The sequence below is a fragment of the Actinoplanes sp. NBRC 101535 genome (assembly GCF_030269225.1).
GTDB lineage: Bacteria > Actinomycetota > Actinomycetes > Mycobacteriales > Micromonosporaceae > Actinoplanes > Actinoplanes rectilineatus.
This window is the reverse complement of sequence record NZ_BSSY01000019.1, coordinates 111393-126742: the sequence shown is the minus strand read 5'-3', so window position 1 is coordinate 126742 and position 15350 is coordinate 111393. Positions and strand designations below refer to the sequence as shown.

Sequence of the window (15350 nt, the reverse complement as noted above, 5' to 3'; positions counted from 1 at the left end):
GGGCCGGATTTCCGCCGGGGGAACGGTTTCCGGTGGCGTCGATGCTGCGGCTGGGGCCGGACGAACCGGGGGAGCGGCTCTACCGGGTGCTGCTGGCGGGGCGTCCTCCGGAATGGGCGGTGCGGTCGCGGGGGCGGCGGCAGGTCGGTGCGGACCGGTTCGGCTGGGAGTTGCGGACGGTGGGCAACGGCGTGGCCTGGGCGCTCGACGTGACCGTCTCACTGGCGGGTGCGGACGACGGCGGTGGGCGTGGTTCCCATCGTGCCGACGGCGGTGGGCGTGACCCCCACCGTGCCGACAGCGGTGGGCGTGACCCCCATCGCGCCGACAGCGGTGGGCGTGACCCCCACCGCACCGGAGGCGGGCGCGACGGCGACGCCGGGGGCGGGTACCGCGCCGTCTACGGCGGTGACAGCGTCGGGGGAGTGCTGCGGGAGCTGACCGGGATGGTGCGTGGCATGGGGCTGGTCCCGGTCACCACCGAACGGTTCCGGTGACGGGTCGGGGGTGGGTTCCACGGAGAGTTTGCGTCCCCAGTACGTTCCGATGAGTACCAACGCTATGCCGGCGGTGGTCGCCCAGCCCAGGGTCTCGCCGCCGATCAGGACGCCGATGACGACCGCCCAGACCGGTTCGGTGCCGAGCAGCAGGCTCGCCCGCCCGGCGGAGGTGCGCTGCAACGCCCACAGCTGGGCCAGGAAGGCGAACACGCTGCAGCCCAGCGCCAGGTAGAGCACACCGCCCCACTCGGCCGGACCGTAGGCGCGGGCCGCCGGCACCAGGCCCGGGGCGAACAGGACCGTGCCGACCAGCAGCTGGATCGTCGTCAGCGGGACCGGGTCCAGGCCCCGGGTGAGCCGGGCGGAGAGCAGCACGTGCACGGAGCGGACCACCGCCGCCGCGAGCATCAATCCGTCGCCGAGCGACGGCGCCCGTAGGCCGGGACCGGCCACCAGCAGGATCACGCCGGCGACGGCCACCCCGGCGGCCAGCAGGAACCGGCCGGGTTGCCGGTCCAGCGCGGCGGTGATCAGGATGGTCAGGCTGATGAGGACGCCGGCGTTGCTCGCACTGGTCATCGACACGCCGTAGGTCTCCAGGACCAGCACCGATGCCTGGGTCAGGCCGAGCAGCACTCCGACGCGGACCGTGTGGCGGGTCGGGCGGCGGAATGCCAGGGACGGCAGCATCACCGCGGCGGAGATCGCGTATCGGAGGGCGAGCAGGCCGATCACCCCGGCGGCGAGGGTCAGGTTCTTGGCGGTGAGGTAGCTGCTGCCCCAGACGACCGCGACGACGAGAAGTAGCACGGTCGGAAGCCTGCCGCGCCCTGACCGTGAAGACAAGAAGGCACCTGCTGAATCGATAGTGTAGTAAATACTAATGGATCTGCATCACCTGCGGCTGCTGCGCGAACTCGGCGAACGGGGCAGCGTCGCCGCCGTTGCCCGCGCCCTGCACATCACCCCGTCGGCGGTGTCGCAGCAGCTCAAGGCGTTGCAGCGGACCGCCCGGGCGCCGCTGACCGAACGCCGCGGGCGGCGGCTGGCGCTGACCCCGGCCGGCCGGGCCCTCGCGTCCGCGGCGGTCGACGTGTTCGAGGCGCTGGACCGGGCGGACCGGGCCGTCGGGGCATATCTGGAGGATCCGGATGAGCCGGTTACGGTGGCGGCGTTCCACAGTGCGGCGCTCACCTACTTCCCGCCGCTGCTGCGGTCCGGGCTGCCGGTGCGGTGCGTGGACGCCGACGTGGCGCAGGCCGACTACCCGGCGCTGGTCGCCGACTACGACCTGGTGGTGGCGCACCGGCTCGCGCACAGTCCGCCGTGGCCGGCCGGGCAGGTGAGCGTCATCCCGCTGATGCAGGAGCCGCTGTTCGTCGCGCTGCCCACCGGGCACCGGCTGGCCGGGGACGACCGGCTGGCGACCGCTGACGTCGCGGCCGAGCCGTGGATCAGCGTGCACGACGGGTTCCCGCTGGAGGGCATCCTGGCGGCGGTCGCCGCGGCGGCCGGGCGTCCCTTGGAGATCCGCCACCGGATCAACGAGTTCAGCGTGGCGGCGGCGCTGGTGGCGGCGGGGGCCGGGCTGGCGTTGCTGCCGGGGTACATCCGGGTGCCGGGTCCGGGGGTGGTGCTGCGGCCGCTCGCGGACATCCCGGCGGGACGGCACATCGACGTTCTGTCGCGGCCGGAGACTTTGCATCGTACGACCGTTCGTGCAGTCGTCGAGCAACTGCATGAGGTGTCGGCACTGCGCGCGGCGGCCCCGTGATGGTGTGGAGAGTGTGAAGGTTCTGCGCAGACGCCCCGGAACAGGCGGCGTAAGGTCCACAATCCAGTCGTGATCACGAAGCGGTGGGTGGCGTACTCCGCCCTGTTCGGACTGGCCGGCCTGTGCGTCGCGGCGGTGGCCGTGGCCGCCGTGAGCGTCGCCGGCTCCATGCTGGTCACCGAGGCCGCCCCGCCGGAGGAGGACTTCCAGGGCGCGTGGTGCTCCGCACAGGGCGACGTGCTGACCTTGGACCCGGGCAACCGGTTCACGCTGGTGCCGATGTCGGCGGCCTTCGCCGGGCAGATCACGTTCGTCTCCACCGAGAGCTTCGCCCGGGAGTCGGCGGCCGGCCGGTGGTACCTCGACACGAGCGGCGCCGACCTGATGGACCCGCGGCCGGTGCGGATCGGGGTGGACGTCGACCTGCTCGACGACCGGCCGATCGACGGCGAGAGCCTCGATCTGAACGCGGTCGAGGTGGACGGCGGCTGGGCCCTGCACCTGCAGTCGCTGAGCCTCACCGCCTGCCCCGGCCTCTGAGCAGCCGACGTCCGTCCTCCGTGCCACCGCGCAGGTGCTCCCCGGGGTCCGGCAGGAGACGGCACAGCCGCCGGGCTGCCCGGCGGCGGACGGCTGACGGCGACCGGGTACGGGCCCGGGCGAACCGCCCGGGCCCGCGGCTTCAGGCGGTGGCGCAGGTCAGGCTGGGCGTGGTGACGCCGCCGGACGCGAGGAGGCCGAACTGCGCGGTGGCACGCGCGGCGAGGGCTCCGTTCCAGGACACATTGCGTACGCTCACCGCACTGCCGCTGGTGGCCAGTGTCCCGTTCCAGACCTGACTGATCGACTGTCCCGAGGCGAGCGTCCAGGTGACCGTCCACGCGGAGATCGGCGCGTCGCCCGCGGTCACGGTCACCTCGGCCTGGAACCCGCCGGACCAGGTGCTCGTGGTCCGATAGGAGGCGCTGCACGCGGTCCCCGCCGGCGGCTGCCCGGAAGGACTGGCCGACGGGCTGCTCGACGGGCTGCTCGACGGGCTACTGGGCGAAGTGGTCGGATCCGCCACCCCGGTGGCCAGGCTGTATGCCAGGGACGGCTGGAACGAACCGGCCGCGAAGGCGCATCCGTCCGCTTCCCCGGGCGGCTTCACCCACAGGAATCCGTCGATGGCGTCGTCACCGGTGGCCAGGGTCGGGTAGCGGCCGATCCGCCGGTCGGTGTTGTCGTCGCCGCACCAGTCGCCGGCCGCTCCGCCGTTGCGGCTGGTGTCGATGATCTGGCGTTTGCCCGTCACGCCCTGGCCGTTCAGGGCGCTGATGATGGCACGCCCGTACGCCGTCTCCGCGCTCGTGGGCTGGAAGTTGGAGACGTTGGTGTAGAAGCCGTCGGCGACCGCGACGCCCGCGGCGACCAGGCGGGCGGCCTGGTCGGACGCGCTGTTCCACGCCGAGTGCCCGCCGTCGAGGTAGACCTTGGCGTTGGCGTTCGCCGCCTTCAGGGTCTGCACGGCGGTCCGCAACGCCTGGTTGCGGGCGTTGATCTCGCTGCTGTTCAGGCAGGTCAGCAGGGCGATCGAGTCGGTCTCCAGAATGATCACCACGGTGCGGTCGCCGAGTCCGCGGGACAGGTTGGTGATCCAGCTCTGGTATTGGGTGAGGTCGGGGGCGCCGCCGGAGCTCGCACCCCCGCAGTCGCGGTTGGTGATGCCGTAGACGCTGAGCACCGGCACCTGAGACGCGGCGTTGGCGGCGCCGACGTACTCGGCGACCTCGGCCTGGACGGTGTTGATGTTGAAGTTCGCCACCCAGCGGGCGGCCGGCTGACTGGCGATCCGGGTGTTGATCACGGTGGTCCGTGAGTCGCCGGGGTTGGCGGCGACCCAGCGGGCGGCCGCGCTGTCCGGGTCGCGGTAGAGCGTGCCGGACAGTGTGCCGGCGGAGGCGGTCCCGGTGGTGAGCGCGACGCCGGCCGCGGCGGTGGCGCACGCGACGGTGGCGGCGAGCAGCGCCGACCGGATCTTGGGGGAACGGGGGGATGGGGACATGGCTCCTCCTGAGGACGGTGTGGGAGCGCTCCCAACATAAGCCGTGTCTCAGTGATCGGCAACTGTCAATGACATGAGGCCCGGTTCCGGCGCCACACCGGCAGTGCGGCGAGGAGGATCAGCGCGAGGCCGGCCGCGGCCACACGGGACGTCCACACCAGGGTGCGCACCGCCGGATCGGGCAACGTGGACGCCCGCGAACCGGAACCGATCACCGCGATGACCCGGCCGCGCACCTCGCCGGCGGCCACCGTGCCGTCGCCGGCCGCCGCCACCTCCCGCGAGTCGAGGAGCACGGCCGGGTCATCGCCGAGCAGGAACAGCCGGTCCCGCGGGACCTTGACGGTGAACGCGCCGTGCCCGGCGTTCATCGGCAGGCCGTCGACGAGGATCCGGCCGGCGGCGTCGCAGCAGGACACGAAACTGCCGGCGGTGGCCGCCACCCGTGCGGCCCGGTCGCCGACCAGCACCACGTCACCGCGGACGGCGTCGTGGGTCCAGGTGTCCACGACGATCCGGTCACCCGGTCCGATCAGCGGGGACATCCCGGCGGCCGGCACCGCGTGCACGCGGTAGCGCACCAGGAGCAGGGCGGTGGCGGACAGCAGCAGGGCCAGTCCGAGCCCGCGGCAGGTCCTGCGGATCCGCTCCATCACGCCAGCTTGCTATGCCCCCGCAACCCGCTCAAGACCTCCCGCAAGTGTGAATCACCGTGGATGGCCGCACCCCTTCCATGATCCACCTCGTTCGATGCTCACAGTGGCTTCCCGTTCCGTGGGGCAGGCCACCCTCTCGACCCCCAGGAGTCCCGCATGCCGCCCGTTGAGACGAACCGAGCACGAGTCGCGCGGCGCAGCGTCCTGGCCGCGGTCTGCCTCGGTTCCCTGGCCGCGGCGGTGTGGGGGAAACCCGTGCTCGGCGGGCTCAGCGTCGTGACCGGGGCGGTGATCGTCGCCCAGGAGTGGCGGGTACGCCGGCCCGAGGAGGATCTCGCGTCCGCGGTCGACGCCGCGTGGCCGCTGCCGTCCGGCGGTACGATCGCCCTGCGCTGGATGCGGGACGCCGACCTGAGCCATCCGGACGCGGCGGCCCCCGATGCGGATCCCTCGGTGCGTTACCTGCTGGACGGCGCGGACCCGGAGCGGGCCGCGGCCCGGCTCGCCGCCCTGTTCCGCCGGGTGCCCGAACGCCGCCTGGTCATCGTGGGGGAGGGCGCCCGGTCGATGGCGGTCCTGCTGCTGCGCGGGCTGCTGGCCGACCGCGCCGACGGCGATCCGGTGCCGGTGCTGCTGGACCTCGCGTCCTGGGACCCGGGTGCCGGGGGCCTGACCCCGTGGATCCGGCGGCAGGTCGCGGACCTGCACCTGGGCGGCCGCCGGGACGTGGCCGCGGCACTCGTCGACCGGGGCAAACTGATGATCATTCTGGACGGGCTGGACACGCTGCCCGGGGATGTCGCCGGTGAGCTGGACCGGTACCCGGCGGTGGTGCTGCTCGGCCGTTCCGGCGTGCGCCTCGACCGGGCCCCGGCGATCCGGCTGCTGCCGCGGCAGCGGGACAGCGCACGCGACCGGACGGCCACGGGAGCGGCCGTCCGGCGTACACGATGAGGATCTTGATCTGGATCTGTCAGCTGGAGAGGGTGGCGGTGTAGAGGAGGCGGTTCGGGGAGCCGGTGCCCGGGCTGGTGACCACGCCGGTGGTGGCGGCGTCGACGATGGCCGCGTTGACCGTGGTGACCGAGGCTCCCGGGTGGGCGGCCAGGTAGAGCGCCGCCGCGCCGGCGACGTGCGGGGCGGAGAAGGACGTGCCGCTTCCGGTGTAGGTGGCGGTGTTGCTGGTGCGCCAGGCCGAGGTGATCGAGACGCCCGGGGCGAACAGATCGAGCACCGAGCCGTAGTTGGACCAGGACGCCTTGGCGTCGGTGTTGCTGGTCGCGCCCACGGTCAGGGCCTCGGTGACGCGGGCCGGCGAGGTGGTGCTCGCGTTGACGCCCGAGTTGCCGGCGGCGATGGTGTACGGGATACCCGCCGTGATCGACCGGCGGACCGCCGCGTCGAGGGTGGTGCTGGTGCCGCCGCCGAGCGACAGGTTGGCGACCGACCGGCCGGCCACGGCGTTCGCGGTCACCCAGTCGATGCCCGCGATGACACCGGCGGTGGTGCCGGAGCCGTCGTTGCCGAGTACCCGGACGCCGACGACGTTCGCGCTCTTCGCCACGCCGTACGTCGAGCCGACCGCCACGCCCGCGACGAACGTGCCGTGGCCCTGGCCGTCCTGAGCGACGTTGTCGCCGTCGACCGCGTCGTAGCCGTAGCTGGCACGGCCCCCGAAGTCCTGGTGCGTGATCGTGATGCCAGTATCAATCACGTAGACGGTGACGCCGCTGCTCGGGCCGTAGGTGTAGGTGCCGCTCAGCGGCAGTGCCCGCTGGTCGATGCGGTCCAGTCCCCACGGCGCGGACGACTGGGTGTCGGCGATCCGGACGACCTGGTCGGCCTCTACGGAGGCGACCGACGGGTCGGCGGCCAGGCGGGCGGCCTGCGCGGCGGACAGCTTCGCGGCGTAGCCCTCGACGGCGTGGCCGAAGACCTTGCCGACGCTGCCGCCGTAGCGCTGGGCGAGCCTGTCGGCCTTGGCCTGGTCGATCTGCTGCCCGTTCTTGAGGGTGACGAGGTAGCTGCCGGCGATGGCGTTCGGGCTGTCCGCGGCCAGGATGGTGCCGGTCTTCGGAGCAGCGAAGGCGGGCGTCGCCGCGGTGGCGGCGACGGTGGCGGCGACGATCACCGCGGCGGCTCTGGTGGACTTGAGTCGCATTGTTCCTCCGGGGGTCGAGACGTCCGGTTGACGCCTGCCCATGACGTTAGGGAGGAAATATTGATTGACGATCAACGATGTTTTAGGAAGTCGACACGGTCCTGTTGACGAAAATGCTCGGATGTTTCGGGCGCCGCCCGATGGTCCCGGGGTGCCGAACAGCGTGCAGCCGTGGGACCAGCTGCGCCGGGACCCCGTCCTGCGCGCTCTCCTCGCGCTGACCCTGATCGGCTGCGCGCTCTTCGTCGTCCTCGACGGCCACCCGGTCCGGCAGATGCAGGCGTTCTGGATCTTCCAGATCCCGCTGGACGCGGCCCTGGCGATCGGCGGATGGCAGCTGCGCCGCCTCTGTCACGACCGTTACCGCCGGTTCTGGACGCTGATCGGCTTCGCCGGGACGATGTTCACCATCGGCGACCTGCAGCAGAGCCTGGTGGTGCTGCTCGACCCCGGCACGCCGTCACTGGCCGGCGGACCGGTGCAGATGATCTTCTTCACGGTCGGCATGACCAGCAACGTCATCGCCTGCCTGATCTTCCCGCAGGGCCTGCGGACCGCCCGCGAACGCTTCGTCTTCTGGCTGGACGCCACCACCGTGCTGGTCGGCGGCGGCGTGGTCGCCTGGTGCTACGCGGTCAACCCGGTCGGCGGCACGCACACCGACCGGCTCAGCGCCGGGCTCACCGGCGCGCTCGTCCTGGTCGCCACCTTCTCCGCCACCAAGGTCGCCCTGATCAAGGAACCGCCGATGGCGCGGATCGCGGCGTGGCCGATGGTGATCGCGGCGATGATCCAGGGCGTCAGCACGTTCCTGCCGGGCGACTTCCAGAGCGCCCAGCACGGGTACGTGTACGCGATCCGTCTCCTGCCGTCCCTGCTGATCGCGGCCGGCCCGTGGATCCAGATCGTGCTCGTCCGCAGCGGCCGGGAACACCACACCGCCAAGCGCCGCCCGTACAGCCTTCTGCCGTACGGAATGATCGCCGTGACCTTCGCGGTGTTCTTCCAGATGCTGCCCGTCCACGCGACGTCCCAGCTGACCGGCGCCGCCCTGGGCGTCGTGGTGATCACCTGCCTGGTCGCCGGGCGTCAACTGGTCGCCTTCCACGACAACGCCGGGCTGATCCGCCGGCTCGACGCGGCGGCGTCCTTCGACTCACTGACCGGGCTGGCCAACCGGGCGACCCTGCTCGCCGCTCTGGAACGCCCCGGCGACGCCACCGTGCTGCTCATCGACCTCGACGACTTCAAGACCGTCAACGACACGATGGGACACGCGGCCGGCGACCAGCTGCTGGTGACCGTGACCGGCCGGCTGCGTGACGCCGTCCGCCCCGGCGATCTGGTGGCCCGGCTCGGCGGCGACGAGTTCGCCGTCGTGCTGCCCGGTGCCGCCCCGGACGACGCCGCCCTGATGGCCGAGACCATCCTGAGCCGGCTGGCCGAGCCGATCGAGGTCAGCGACCACACCCTGATCACCCGGGCCAGCGTCGGCGTCGCCCCGGCGCTGGTCGACGCCGACATCGCCATGTACGAGGCGAAGCGCCGCGGCAAGGGCATGTGGGTCGCGTACTCGGCGGAGATGGGCGAACGGATCAACGCCGAGGCGGTGCTGATCCGCGAGATGCGCCAGGCCGTCGAGGAGGGCCAGTTCACCCTGCTCTACCAGCCGATCGTCCGGATGAGCGACGAGCGGATGACCGGGGTGGAGGCGCTGATCCGCTGGAACCACCCGACCCGCGGCACGGTACCGCCGGTGGAGTTCATCCCGATCGCCGAACGCACCGGGCTGATCGTCGCCATCGGCCGCTGGGCGCTGCGCGAGGCGTGCCGCCAGGGCGCCGAGTGGCGGCGGCTGCTCCCGGACGGCGAACCACTGACCGTCGGCGTCAACGTGGCCGGCCGGCAGCTGCGCGACCCCGGTCTGGCCGCCGACGTGGCCGCCGCCCTCGCCGACTCCGGACTGCCGGCCGGCAGCCTGAGCATCGAGGTCACCGAGACCGCGGTGCTCGACGACGAACAGTCCCACGAGGCGATGCTCGCCCTGCGCGGCCTCGGCGTCCGGCTCGCCCTGGACGACTTCGGCACCGCCGCCAGCTCGCTGGGCCTGCTGCTCACCTGTCCGGTGACGACCCTCAAACTGGACCGCTCCTTCGTGGAGTCGATCACGACGGTCGGGCGGCAGGCCGCGGTGGCGACCGCGGTCAGCCAGATGGCGTCAGCACTGGACTTCTCCTCGGTCGCCGAGGGCATCGAGACCATGGAGCAGCGTGACCTGCTGCGCGGCCTCGGTTACGAGTACGGCCAGGGATACCTGTGGTCGCGTCCGGTGCCCGCCGACCGGATCACCGAGATGGCCGGGGACTACTTCCCGTGCGCCCACCACCAGGCGCGCAGGTAGCCGAACCTGTCACCGAGCCAGAACCAGGCCCACGCCGTGACCGGTTCGCCGACGTGCGGGCCGATCTCGTCGAAGACGTCGCGCGCCTGGTCACGCCGGCCCGCGAGCGTGTAGTACAGCGCCATCCACTGCCGGACGTGGTTCAGGCGGCCGGGGCTGTGCGGGCCGGCCTGCCACTTGGCGATCCAGCCGTCCAGCTCCTGCTGCACGTCCGGCCGGCGGAAGAACTCCCGGCACGCCCCCATCGCCTGCTTGCTGCGGCTGTCCCAGGCGAACGTGCGCATCGCGTACTCGAAATGGGCGTACAGCGGAAGCAGCACCGCGTGCGCGCCCTCCGGGGCGTCCGCGGCGACCTGGCGGGCGGTGCCGAACATCAGGTCGTGCGAGCCGTACCACTTCTCGCACCGCAACGCGATCGCGGTCCGGTGCAGGTCGAAGTTGTGCGGGTCGCGACGGCGCCCCTCGGTGTAGATCGTGTCGAACGACGTGCTGCGGGTGATCTGATCGCCGAACATCGTGCCCAGCGCCTCCACCCACGGGATCGGGTCGTCCGGCCCGGCCAGCTCACGGGCCCGCTGGCCGGCCGCGGCGGCCTCCCGGGACAGCCGGTGGAAGTCGCGGAACTGCTCCTCGGTGGTGTCCTTGGCCGACGCGGAACCCCGGGCCTCGCCGGCGCGGTGGCTCAACATCGACGACTGCACCAGCACTGCGGCCACGTTGTCCGGTTCGGCGCCCAGCCAGGCGTAGACCCAGCCGTCGTTCTCGGCGGCCGCCCGGGCCAGCACGCCGATCCGGGTCGCCCGCAGCTCCCAGTCGGTGCCGGCGTCGTCGATCACCTGCCGCGCGGACATCCAGTCGCCGGCCGCCGCGCGATCCCGCGCCTCCCGCAACGCGGGATCACTGTGCAGCGCCTCGGTGTCGAAGTCGGGCGTGCCGGACGGTGGGTGGCCGAACACGAAACGAGCCAGCTTGAGGTTGTGAAAGGCCATTCCAAGATCGTAGGAGAGGCCGGGGAATCCGGTTGCCCCGAGGCATCGTCGTCAGTCACTGTCCCGGCATGGATGTGAACCATCGGGCCTGGGAGTCCGCCGGCGAGAAGTACGTCCGGGAGTACGACGAGATCTCCGCCGTCGCGATCGGCGGCACCTCGCTCCTCCCGCTGGAACGGGAACTGCTGCGCGACATCCTGGCCGCCGGCCCGGAAGTGATCCACTGGCAGAGCGGGAACGCCACCGACGACGTGGCGCTCGTCCACGCCGGGGCCCGGTCGGTGATCGGGCTCGACTTCAGCGAGACCGCGGTCCGGGTCGCCGGGCAGCGGGCGCGTGAACTGGGCCTGCCCTGCCGTTACGTGCGGGCGGCACTGCCCGGGGCACCCCTGGACGACGCGAGCGCCGACCTGGTCTACACCGGCAAGGGCGGCATCATCTGGATGCCCGACCTCGGGGAGTGGGCCCGCGACATCGCCCGGCTGCTGCGCCCCGGCGGGCACCTCTTCGTGTACGACGAGCACCCGGCCGCCCCGCTGTGGAGCTGGGACGCCGACGAACCCCGGATCCGCCCGGACCGTGACTACTTCGCCCCGCACCACGTGAACGACTCGTTCCCGGCGGGCGGCGCCGTCCAGTCCCAGCACACTCTGGGCCGGATTGTGACGGCGGTGTCGGCGGCCGGGTTCCGCATCGTCGACCTGTCGGAATACCCGGAGCCGTTCTGGAGGATGGGCGGCGTCGAGGCGGCTGCCTGGAGCGGCCGGCTCCCCAACGCGTTCTCCCTGCTGGCCCGCCTCGAGGCTCGCTGAGGAACGTGACCGGCCCGTCTCGAGGCTCGCTGAGGAACGTGACCGGCCCGTCTCGAGGCTCGCTGAGGAACGTGTAGGCCCGTCATCTGTCCGGCTGCGGGCCGGACGGATGACGGGCCTTGGTAGCCGGGCGGGTTACGTCAGCCAGGTGGCCAGGGGCTTGCCGTCGTTGCTGCTGATGGTGACGCGGGCGCCCTGCCCGACCCCGGCGCCGGCCGGGTGATCGTAGAAGAGCCGCCAGTCGAAGCTGTTCGGGGCGTCGAGGTCAGGGGATCCCTCGATGGTGTCCGCGTGCTCGATCGGGTCGTGGGCGGAGCCGTTCGCGTAGACGAGCTGGACCGGGGACACGCCGTAACCCCAGGCGCCCTCGGTCAGCTCCACGTGGACGTCGATCCCGTAGGGGGCATCGCCGATCTCCGCGGCGACGGTGGCGGCCTTGACCGTCACCGTGGCCGTGAAGCGCTCGGTCTTGATCAGCTGGGCGGTACCCAGCGCCGGGGGACTGTTCGTGTCCGCCGCTGCCGTTGCCGTTGCCGTGGCGTCCGCTGCCGCGCCCGCGTCCGTCGTCGTGCCTGTCGCTGCCGCAGCGCCTGTGGCCGTTGCGGGGGCCGACGCGGCCGGTGCATCGGCGGCGTTCGACTCGGCCGGAGTGGTGCCACATGCCGCTACGAAAGCGAGCAGCATGCCGACCGTGAATGTTTTTCGCATTCCGCGATCGTGCCATCGGGTCCGGTTCGTCCCGCGCCGACACGCGCATCGATGAACTGTCCAAAACGCGACAGAAGGCGGCTAAACGCCGGTGGATCCGGTTCGTGGGCGGATGCCGTCCAGGGCGAATCCCAGCACGCGACCCCGCTGCTCGGCGTCCACGAACGCCGTCGACGTCAGCGGCGGTCATCCGCAGTGCGTCGGGCGGGTCAGGCCAGCCAGCGTTCCAGCTCACGGGCACGGTCGTCGGTCTGTTCGGTGATCGCCTTCAGCACGTCAGCGGTGATCTGGTCGAGCTCATCGGGGGAGTACTCGCCGAGCCGGAGCATCCGCTGGATGAATGTACGTGCGGCTCGGTCGGCCGCAAAGCCTGACCCGGTGGTGACGGCACCGATCGCGAACGCCGCCACCTCCGGGGTCAGGGCCGGCGCGAATCTCGCCCGGACCCGTTCGAGAGCTGAGCTGACGAGGTGATGCGCCACGTTCTGCGGAGCAGCGAACTGGGCGAGTCCCGCCGGGGTGCTGAACTCGGTGAGCCGTTCGGCCTTGCCGACCCGGTCGAGGATTCGGTCCAGCTGAGCCGTGAACAGGTCCGGCAGGTTCAGCTCGAGGTGAACCCGATGGGCGGGGACACCGTAACGTCGGCAGATTCGCTCCACCCGCATGGACAGGTAGAAGGCGAGCGACTCGGCCAGGGCGAGTTTCGCGTCGAACATGCCGAACTTGATGTGGTTCGCCAGATCGGCGGATGACTCCCTCGCCTCCAGCACCTGCTCGGCGATCTTGTCCTTCATTCCGTCGAGGGCCAGGACAGCCTCCGTCCGGACCTTCGCCTCCGTCTCCGGCGCACGCATCAGGTCGGCCACGTCCTGCCGGAACCGGCGGACCTCGGCCCTTCGTCGGCCGTTGCTCACCAGCCCTCGGGCGACGGCGAAGGCGGGCTCCTCGTCCTGCTCGACCGCCGCTGCCGGGAAGATCTCGTGGCACAGCCGGCCGGCGAGGGGTATGCGCGACCCACCACCGGTGAGGACCACCAGGGTCGGGTGCCGGTCTCCGAGCAGAGCCGCCACCTCGGCGAGCACCGCACGGAAGTCGTCACCCCACCCGCCGGGCTCCGTCAGCATGTGCGTGATGTCGAGATCGAGCAGCCAGGTCCACGCGGTCGCGACGATCGGCCGGAAACGTTCGTCGCACGACTCACGAAGGTTCATGATCCGCCGGGACTCGCCGGAGAACTGCGCCTCCTTGGCCCAGCGGCAGGCGAGGAGCAGCAGGGCCGGGCCGCCGTCGACGGCCAGCGCCGCGGACAGTGCCGTGTCGTGCCGCAGCGCGGACCGGACCCGGCCGGCGAGCCACTCGTCGATCTGCCGGCACCCGACTGCGGCGCCGACCGGCAGATTCCTCGGTGTGAGGTCCTCGACGACGGTGAAGTCAGTCGTCGAGGAACCGATGTCGACGACCAGTACTCGTTCGAGCTCTGACTCGGCACGTCCCCGATCACGGACATGCAGCAGGGCTGACTGTGACTCCGGCACCAGCCGCACCGGCAACCCCAGAAGAGCGAGGTGCCGGTCGTACGCGGCGACCGCCTCGGGCGGCCACCCGGCCGGATGCCCGACGCAGACCGTGGCGTCCCGGAAGACCTCGGGATGCTGCTCCCGGAACTCCAGCAGCAGGGACTGCGCGAAGAGGACAGCGTCCGGGATCCCGGTGCCGAGCGCGTCCGGCGCCCGCTTGAAACTGACGCTGATGTGTGTCGCCCCAGGGCTGGTCACGGCCTCGTCGCCGATGAGCCGGTGGACCGTGCCGGCCGGCGGCTGCGCCATGGCCGTCACGATGCTGCGTTCGGTGGTGCGCGGCCGGGCATAGATCAGCGTCTCCCCGGGGCGGTCGAGCGGCGCCCATCCGAGGCAGCTCTCCCCGTCGCCGATGTCCAGTCCGATCACATAGCGGGCCTCGTCGGTCACGACTGTTCTCCCGGACCGCCGGTCACCGTCAGGACCTGGGTGACGACCTCGATCTGGGCCTTCGTCGGGATGTGCGGGAACGAGCACCCGCTGCGCTCACCGGGCGTGACGGCCAGCAGGAGGTTCGACAGCGCGGGCTCTGCCGTGGTCAGGTCCACCTCGTCCTGGCGGAGCCGGGCGTTGTTCTGGGTACGGGCCGCTTCGTCCAGCCGTTCCCACACCGCCGGATTCGCCTGCACACGCTGGAAGAAGTCGGGAAAGCGCATCCGTAGGGCCAACAGGATCGCCGCCTGCATCAACCTGTCCCGGCTCGGCCGCGAATGCAGGCAGAGCGTCGCCGCGGTGAGGTTGAGCGCCGAGATGAACCGGCGAATCCGGCGGGGATTGTCGCCGAACGCGTCCTCGGCGAGCCGCCACAACGCCGGATCCCCGCGCAGTTCCAGCACCACCGAATCCTGCAGTTGCTGGAAGACGGCCTCGAACCGTACGCCCGGAAGGTGGTAAGGAAAATGAATCAGCTTTTCGAGGTACTGTCGGCCCCTGGCGTGATCACCGTCGAAACGCTTGGCGGCCGCCGTCGAGATCACATCGAAGTCCATGGCCAGCACGAAGACGCACGACGCCTCGCCGAGGAAGAGCTTGAGCGCGTCGAGCACCGCGATGGCGGTGTCACCCTGGCATCGGTCCAGATCGTCGACGAAGATGACGAGGCGCCCCCGGTCGCCGACGAACGCCTGCACGACCTCGGCGAAGTCCGCTTCGAAATTGTTGATGTGCCGGTAGTTCTCGATGCCCCGCGCCTGCCAGGCATCTCTGACCGCGGTCACGTCGTTGCCGTTCACGAAACCACCGGTCAGGGGTCCCGCCGAACGCCGCAGTAGGAGCCAGGCGGCAGCGCTGCTCAAACGGCCGGCTTTGGCGCTCAGATCGGACCGGCGTCCGTCCTGATCCGCGGCGATCTCGGTCAGGACCGTCTGGATCAGCGCATGCCAGACTGCTTCCTTCTCGTCGTACTTCCACGGGTTGAAGGCGATGGTGGGAATGTCGCGCCGGTCCAGCGTCTCGCGGCAGATGTTCAGAAAACTGGATTTGCCGGTACCCCAGGGACCGAATACCCCGACGGTCAGGGGCAGGTGGACGGTGGCCTGAACGGCGTCGCAGAGAACGCGACTGTGCGCACCGAATCCGAACTGATCGCCCTCACACCCGGTGACCGGATTGTCGGTCAGAAGCAGGGGCGGACCAGCGATTACGCTCATGAGACGCTCCGGAGACGTGAGTACGTCTGGAGAATACGGCCGCTGCCGGACCACGCCCGCGGAATCCGGATCTCCGCTG

13 protein-coding genes are annotated in these 15350 nt (G+C 71.3%); 5 read left to right on the top strand and 8 right to left on the bottom strand.

Features of this window, described 5'->3' with window-relative positions:
* Nucleotides 1–218: 218 nt before the first annotated feature.
* Entirely contained in the window at nucleotides 219–1310 is a 1092-nt protein-coding gene (locus tag QSK32_RS36995; RefSeq protein WP_285474565.1) for a DMT family transporter, read from the bottom strand.
* Between the two features lie 73 nt (nucleotides 1311–1383).
* Between QSK32_RS36995 and QSK32_RS36990 the strand changes: the two genes are divergently transcribed.
* Entirely contained in the window at nucleotides 1384–2274 is an 891-nt protein-coding gene (locus tag QSK32_RS36990) for a LysR family transcriptional regulator (protein WP_045740683.1), read from the top strand.
* Between the two features lie 69 nt (nucleotides 2275–2343).
* On the top strand, nucleotides 2344–2814 hold the full coding sequence (locus tag QSK32_RS36985) for a hypothetical protein (protein WP_045740684.1): 471 nt from the start codon (nucleotides 2344–2346) through the stop codon (nucleotides 2812–2814).
* Between the two features lie 142 nt (nucleotides 2815–2956).
* Here the strand turns inward: QSK32_RS36985 and QSK32_RS36980 are convergent, their stop codons facing one another.
* Nucleotides 2957–4318 carry a glycoside hydrolase family 6 protein gene (locus QSK32_RS36980; protein WP_285474564.1) on the bottom strand — a complete coding sequence of 454 codons (1362 nt, stop codon included), beginning with the start codon at nucleotides 4316–4318 and terminating at the stop codon, nucleotides 2957–2959.
* 65 nt (nucleotides 4319–4383) lie between these two features.
* The gene (locus QSK32_RS36975; protein ID WP_045740686.1) at nucleotides 4384–4971 is read right to left on the bottom strand and encodes a S26 family signal peptidase; all 588 of its coding nucleotides are present in this window, start codon (nucleotides 4969–4971) and stop codon (nucleotides 4384–4386) included.
* Nucleotides 4972–5130: 159 nt separating this feature from the next.
* Between QSK32_RS36975 and QSK32_RS36970 the strand changes: the two genes are divergently transcribed.
* Nucleotides 5131–5928 carry a hypothetical protein gene (locus tag QSK32_RS36970; RefSeq protein ID WP_285474563.1) on the top strand — a complete coding sequence of 266 codons (798 nt, stop codon included), beginning with the start codon at nucleotides 5131–5133 and terminating at the stop codon, nucleotides 5926–5928.
* Between the two features lie 19 nt (nucleotides 5929–5947).
* Here QSK32_RS36970 and QSK32_RS36965 read toward each other — a convergent pair whose 3' ends face one another.
* Nucleotides 5948–7135, bottom strand: coding sequence for a S8 family peptidase (locus QSK32_RS36965; protein ID WP_045740688.1), 1188 nt, complete (start codon nucleotides 7133–7135; stop codon nucleotides 5948–5950).
* 151 nt (nucleotides 7136–7286) lie between these two features.
* On the opposite strand from QSK32_RS36965, the gene QSK32_RS36960 reads away from it, so the two are divergent.
* The gene (locus QSK32_RS36960; RefSeq protein ID WP_285474562.1) at nucleotides 7287–9536 is read left to right on the top strand and encodes a putative bifunctional diguanylate cyclase/phosphodiesterase; all 2250 of its coding nucleotides are present in this window, start codon (nucleotides 7287–7289) and stop codon (nucleotides 9534–9536) included.
* On the opposite strand, the gene QSK32_RS36955 is transcribed toward QSK32_RS36960, so the two are convergent.
* The gene (locus tag QSK32_RS36955; RefSeq protein WP_285474561.1) at nucleotides 9500–10525 is read right to left on the bottom strand and encodes a hypothetical protein; all 1026 of its coding nucleotides are present in this window, start codon (nucleotides 10523–10525) and stop codon (nucleotides 9500–9502) included. The two genes, QSK32_RS36960 and QSK32_RS36955, sit on opposite strands and share 37 nt — an antisense overlap.
* 68 nt (nucleotides 10526–10593) lie before the next feature.
* On the opposite strand from QSK32_RS36955, the gene QSK32_RS36950 reads away from it, so the two are divergent.
* Entirely contained in the window at nucleotides 10594–11337 is a 744-nt protein-coding gene (locus QSK32_RS36950; RefSeq protein ID WP_285474560.1) for a class I SAM-dependent methyltransferase, read from the top strand.
* A 135-nt stretch (nucleotides 11338–11472) separates the two neighbouring features.
* Here the strand turns inward: QSK32_RS36950 and QSK32_RS36945 are convergent, their stop codons facing one another.
* The 3 genes from QSK32_RS36945 to QSK32_RS36935 form a co-directional block, all read right to left on the bottom strand.
* Entirely contained in the window at nucleotides 11473–12045 is a 573-nt protein-coding gene (locus tag QSK32_RS36945) for a hypothetical protein (RefSeq protein ID WP_285474559.1), read from the bottom strand.
* A gap of 209 nt (nucleotides 12046–12254) precedes the next feature.
* Nucleotides 12255–14012: an Hsp70 family protein gene (locus QSK32_RS36940; protein ID WP_285474558.1), complete on the bottom strand. Its 1758-nt coding sequence runs from the start codon at nucleotides 14010–14012 to the stop codon at nucleotides 12255–12257.
* The gene (locus tag QSK32_RS36935; RefSeq protein ID WP_157410803.1) at nucleotides 14009–15325 is read right to left on the bottom strand and encodes a KAP family P-loop NTPase fold protein; all 1317 of its coding nucleotides are present in this window, start codon (nucleotides 15323–15325) and stop codon (nucleotides 14009–14011) included. The genes QSK32_RS36940 and QSK32_RS36935 overlap by 4 nt, the downstream gene beginning before the upstream one ends.
* Nucleotides 15326–15350 lie beyond the last annotated feature (25 nt).

What these genes read in the sequence shown, in the direction of transcription:
- QSK32_RS36950 (WP_285474560.1), top strand. Translation starts at nt 10,594, where the DNA reads ATGGATGTGAACCATCGGGCCTGGGAGTCCGCCGGCGAGAAGTACGTC.
- QSK32_RS36965 (WP_045740688.1), bottom strand. Translation starts at nt 7,135, where the DNA reads ATGCGACTCAAGTCCACCAGAGCCGCCGCGGTGATCGTCGCCGCCACC.
- QSK32_RS36990 (WP_045740683.1), top strand. Translation starts at nt 1,384, where the DNA reads ATGGATCTGCATCACCTGCGGCTGCTGCGCGAACTCGGCGAACGGGGC.
- QSK32_RS36970 (WP_285474563.1), top strand. Translation starts at nt 5,131, where the DNA reads ATGCCGCCCGTTGAGACGAACCGAGCACGAGTCGCGCGGCGCAGCGTC.
- QSK32_RS36955 (WP_285474561.1), bottom strand. Translation starts at nt 10,525, where the DNA reads ATGGCCTTTCACAACCTCAAGCTGGCTCGTTTCGTGTTCGGCCACCCA.
- QSK32_RS36945 (WP_285474559.1), bottom strand. Translation starts at nt 12,045, where the DNA reads ATGCGAAAAACATTCACGGTCGGCATGCTGCTCGCTTTCGTAGCGGCA.
- QSK32_RS36975 (WP_045740686.1), bottom strand. Translation starts at nt 4,971, where the DNA reads ATGGAGCGGATCCGCAGGACCTGCCGCGGGCTCGGACTGGCCCTGCTG.
- QSK32_RS36980 (WP_285474564.1), bottom strand. Translation starts at nt 4,318, where the DNA reads ATGTCCCCATCCCCCCGTTCCCCCAAGATCCGGTCGGCGCTGCTCGCC.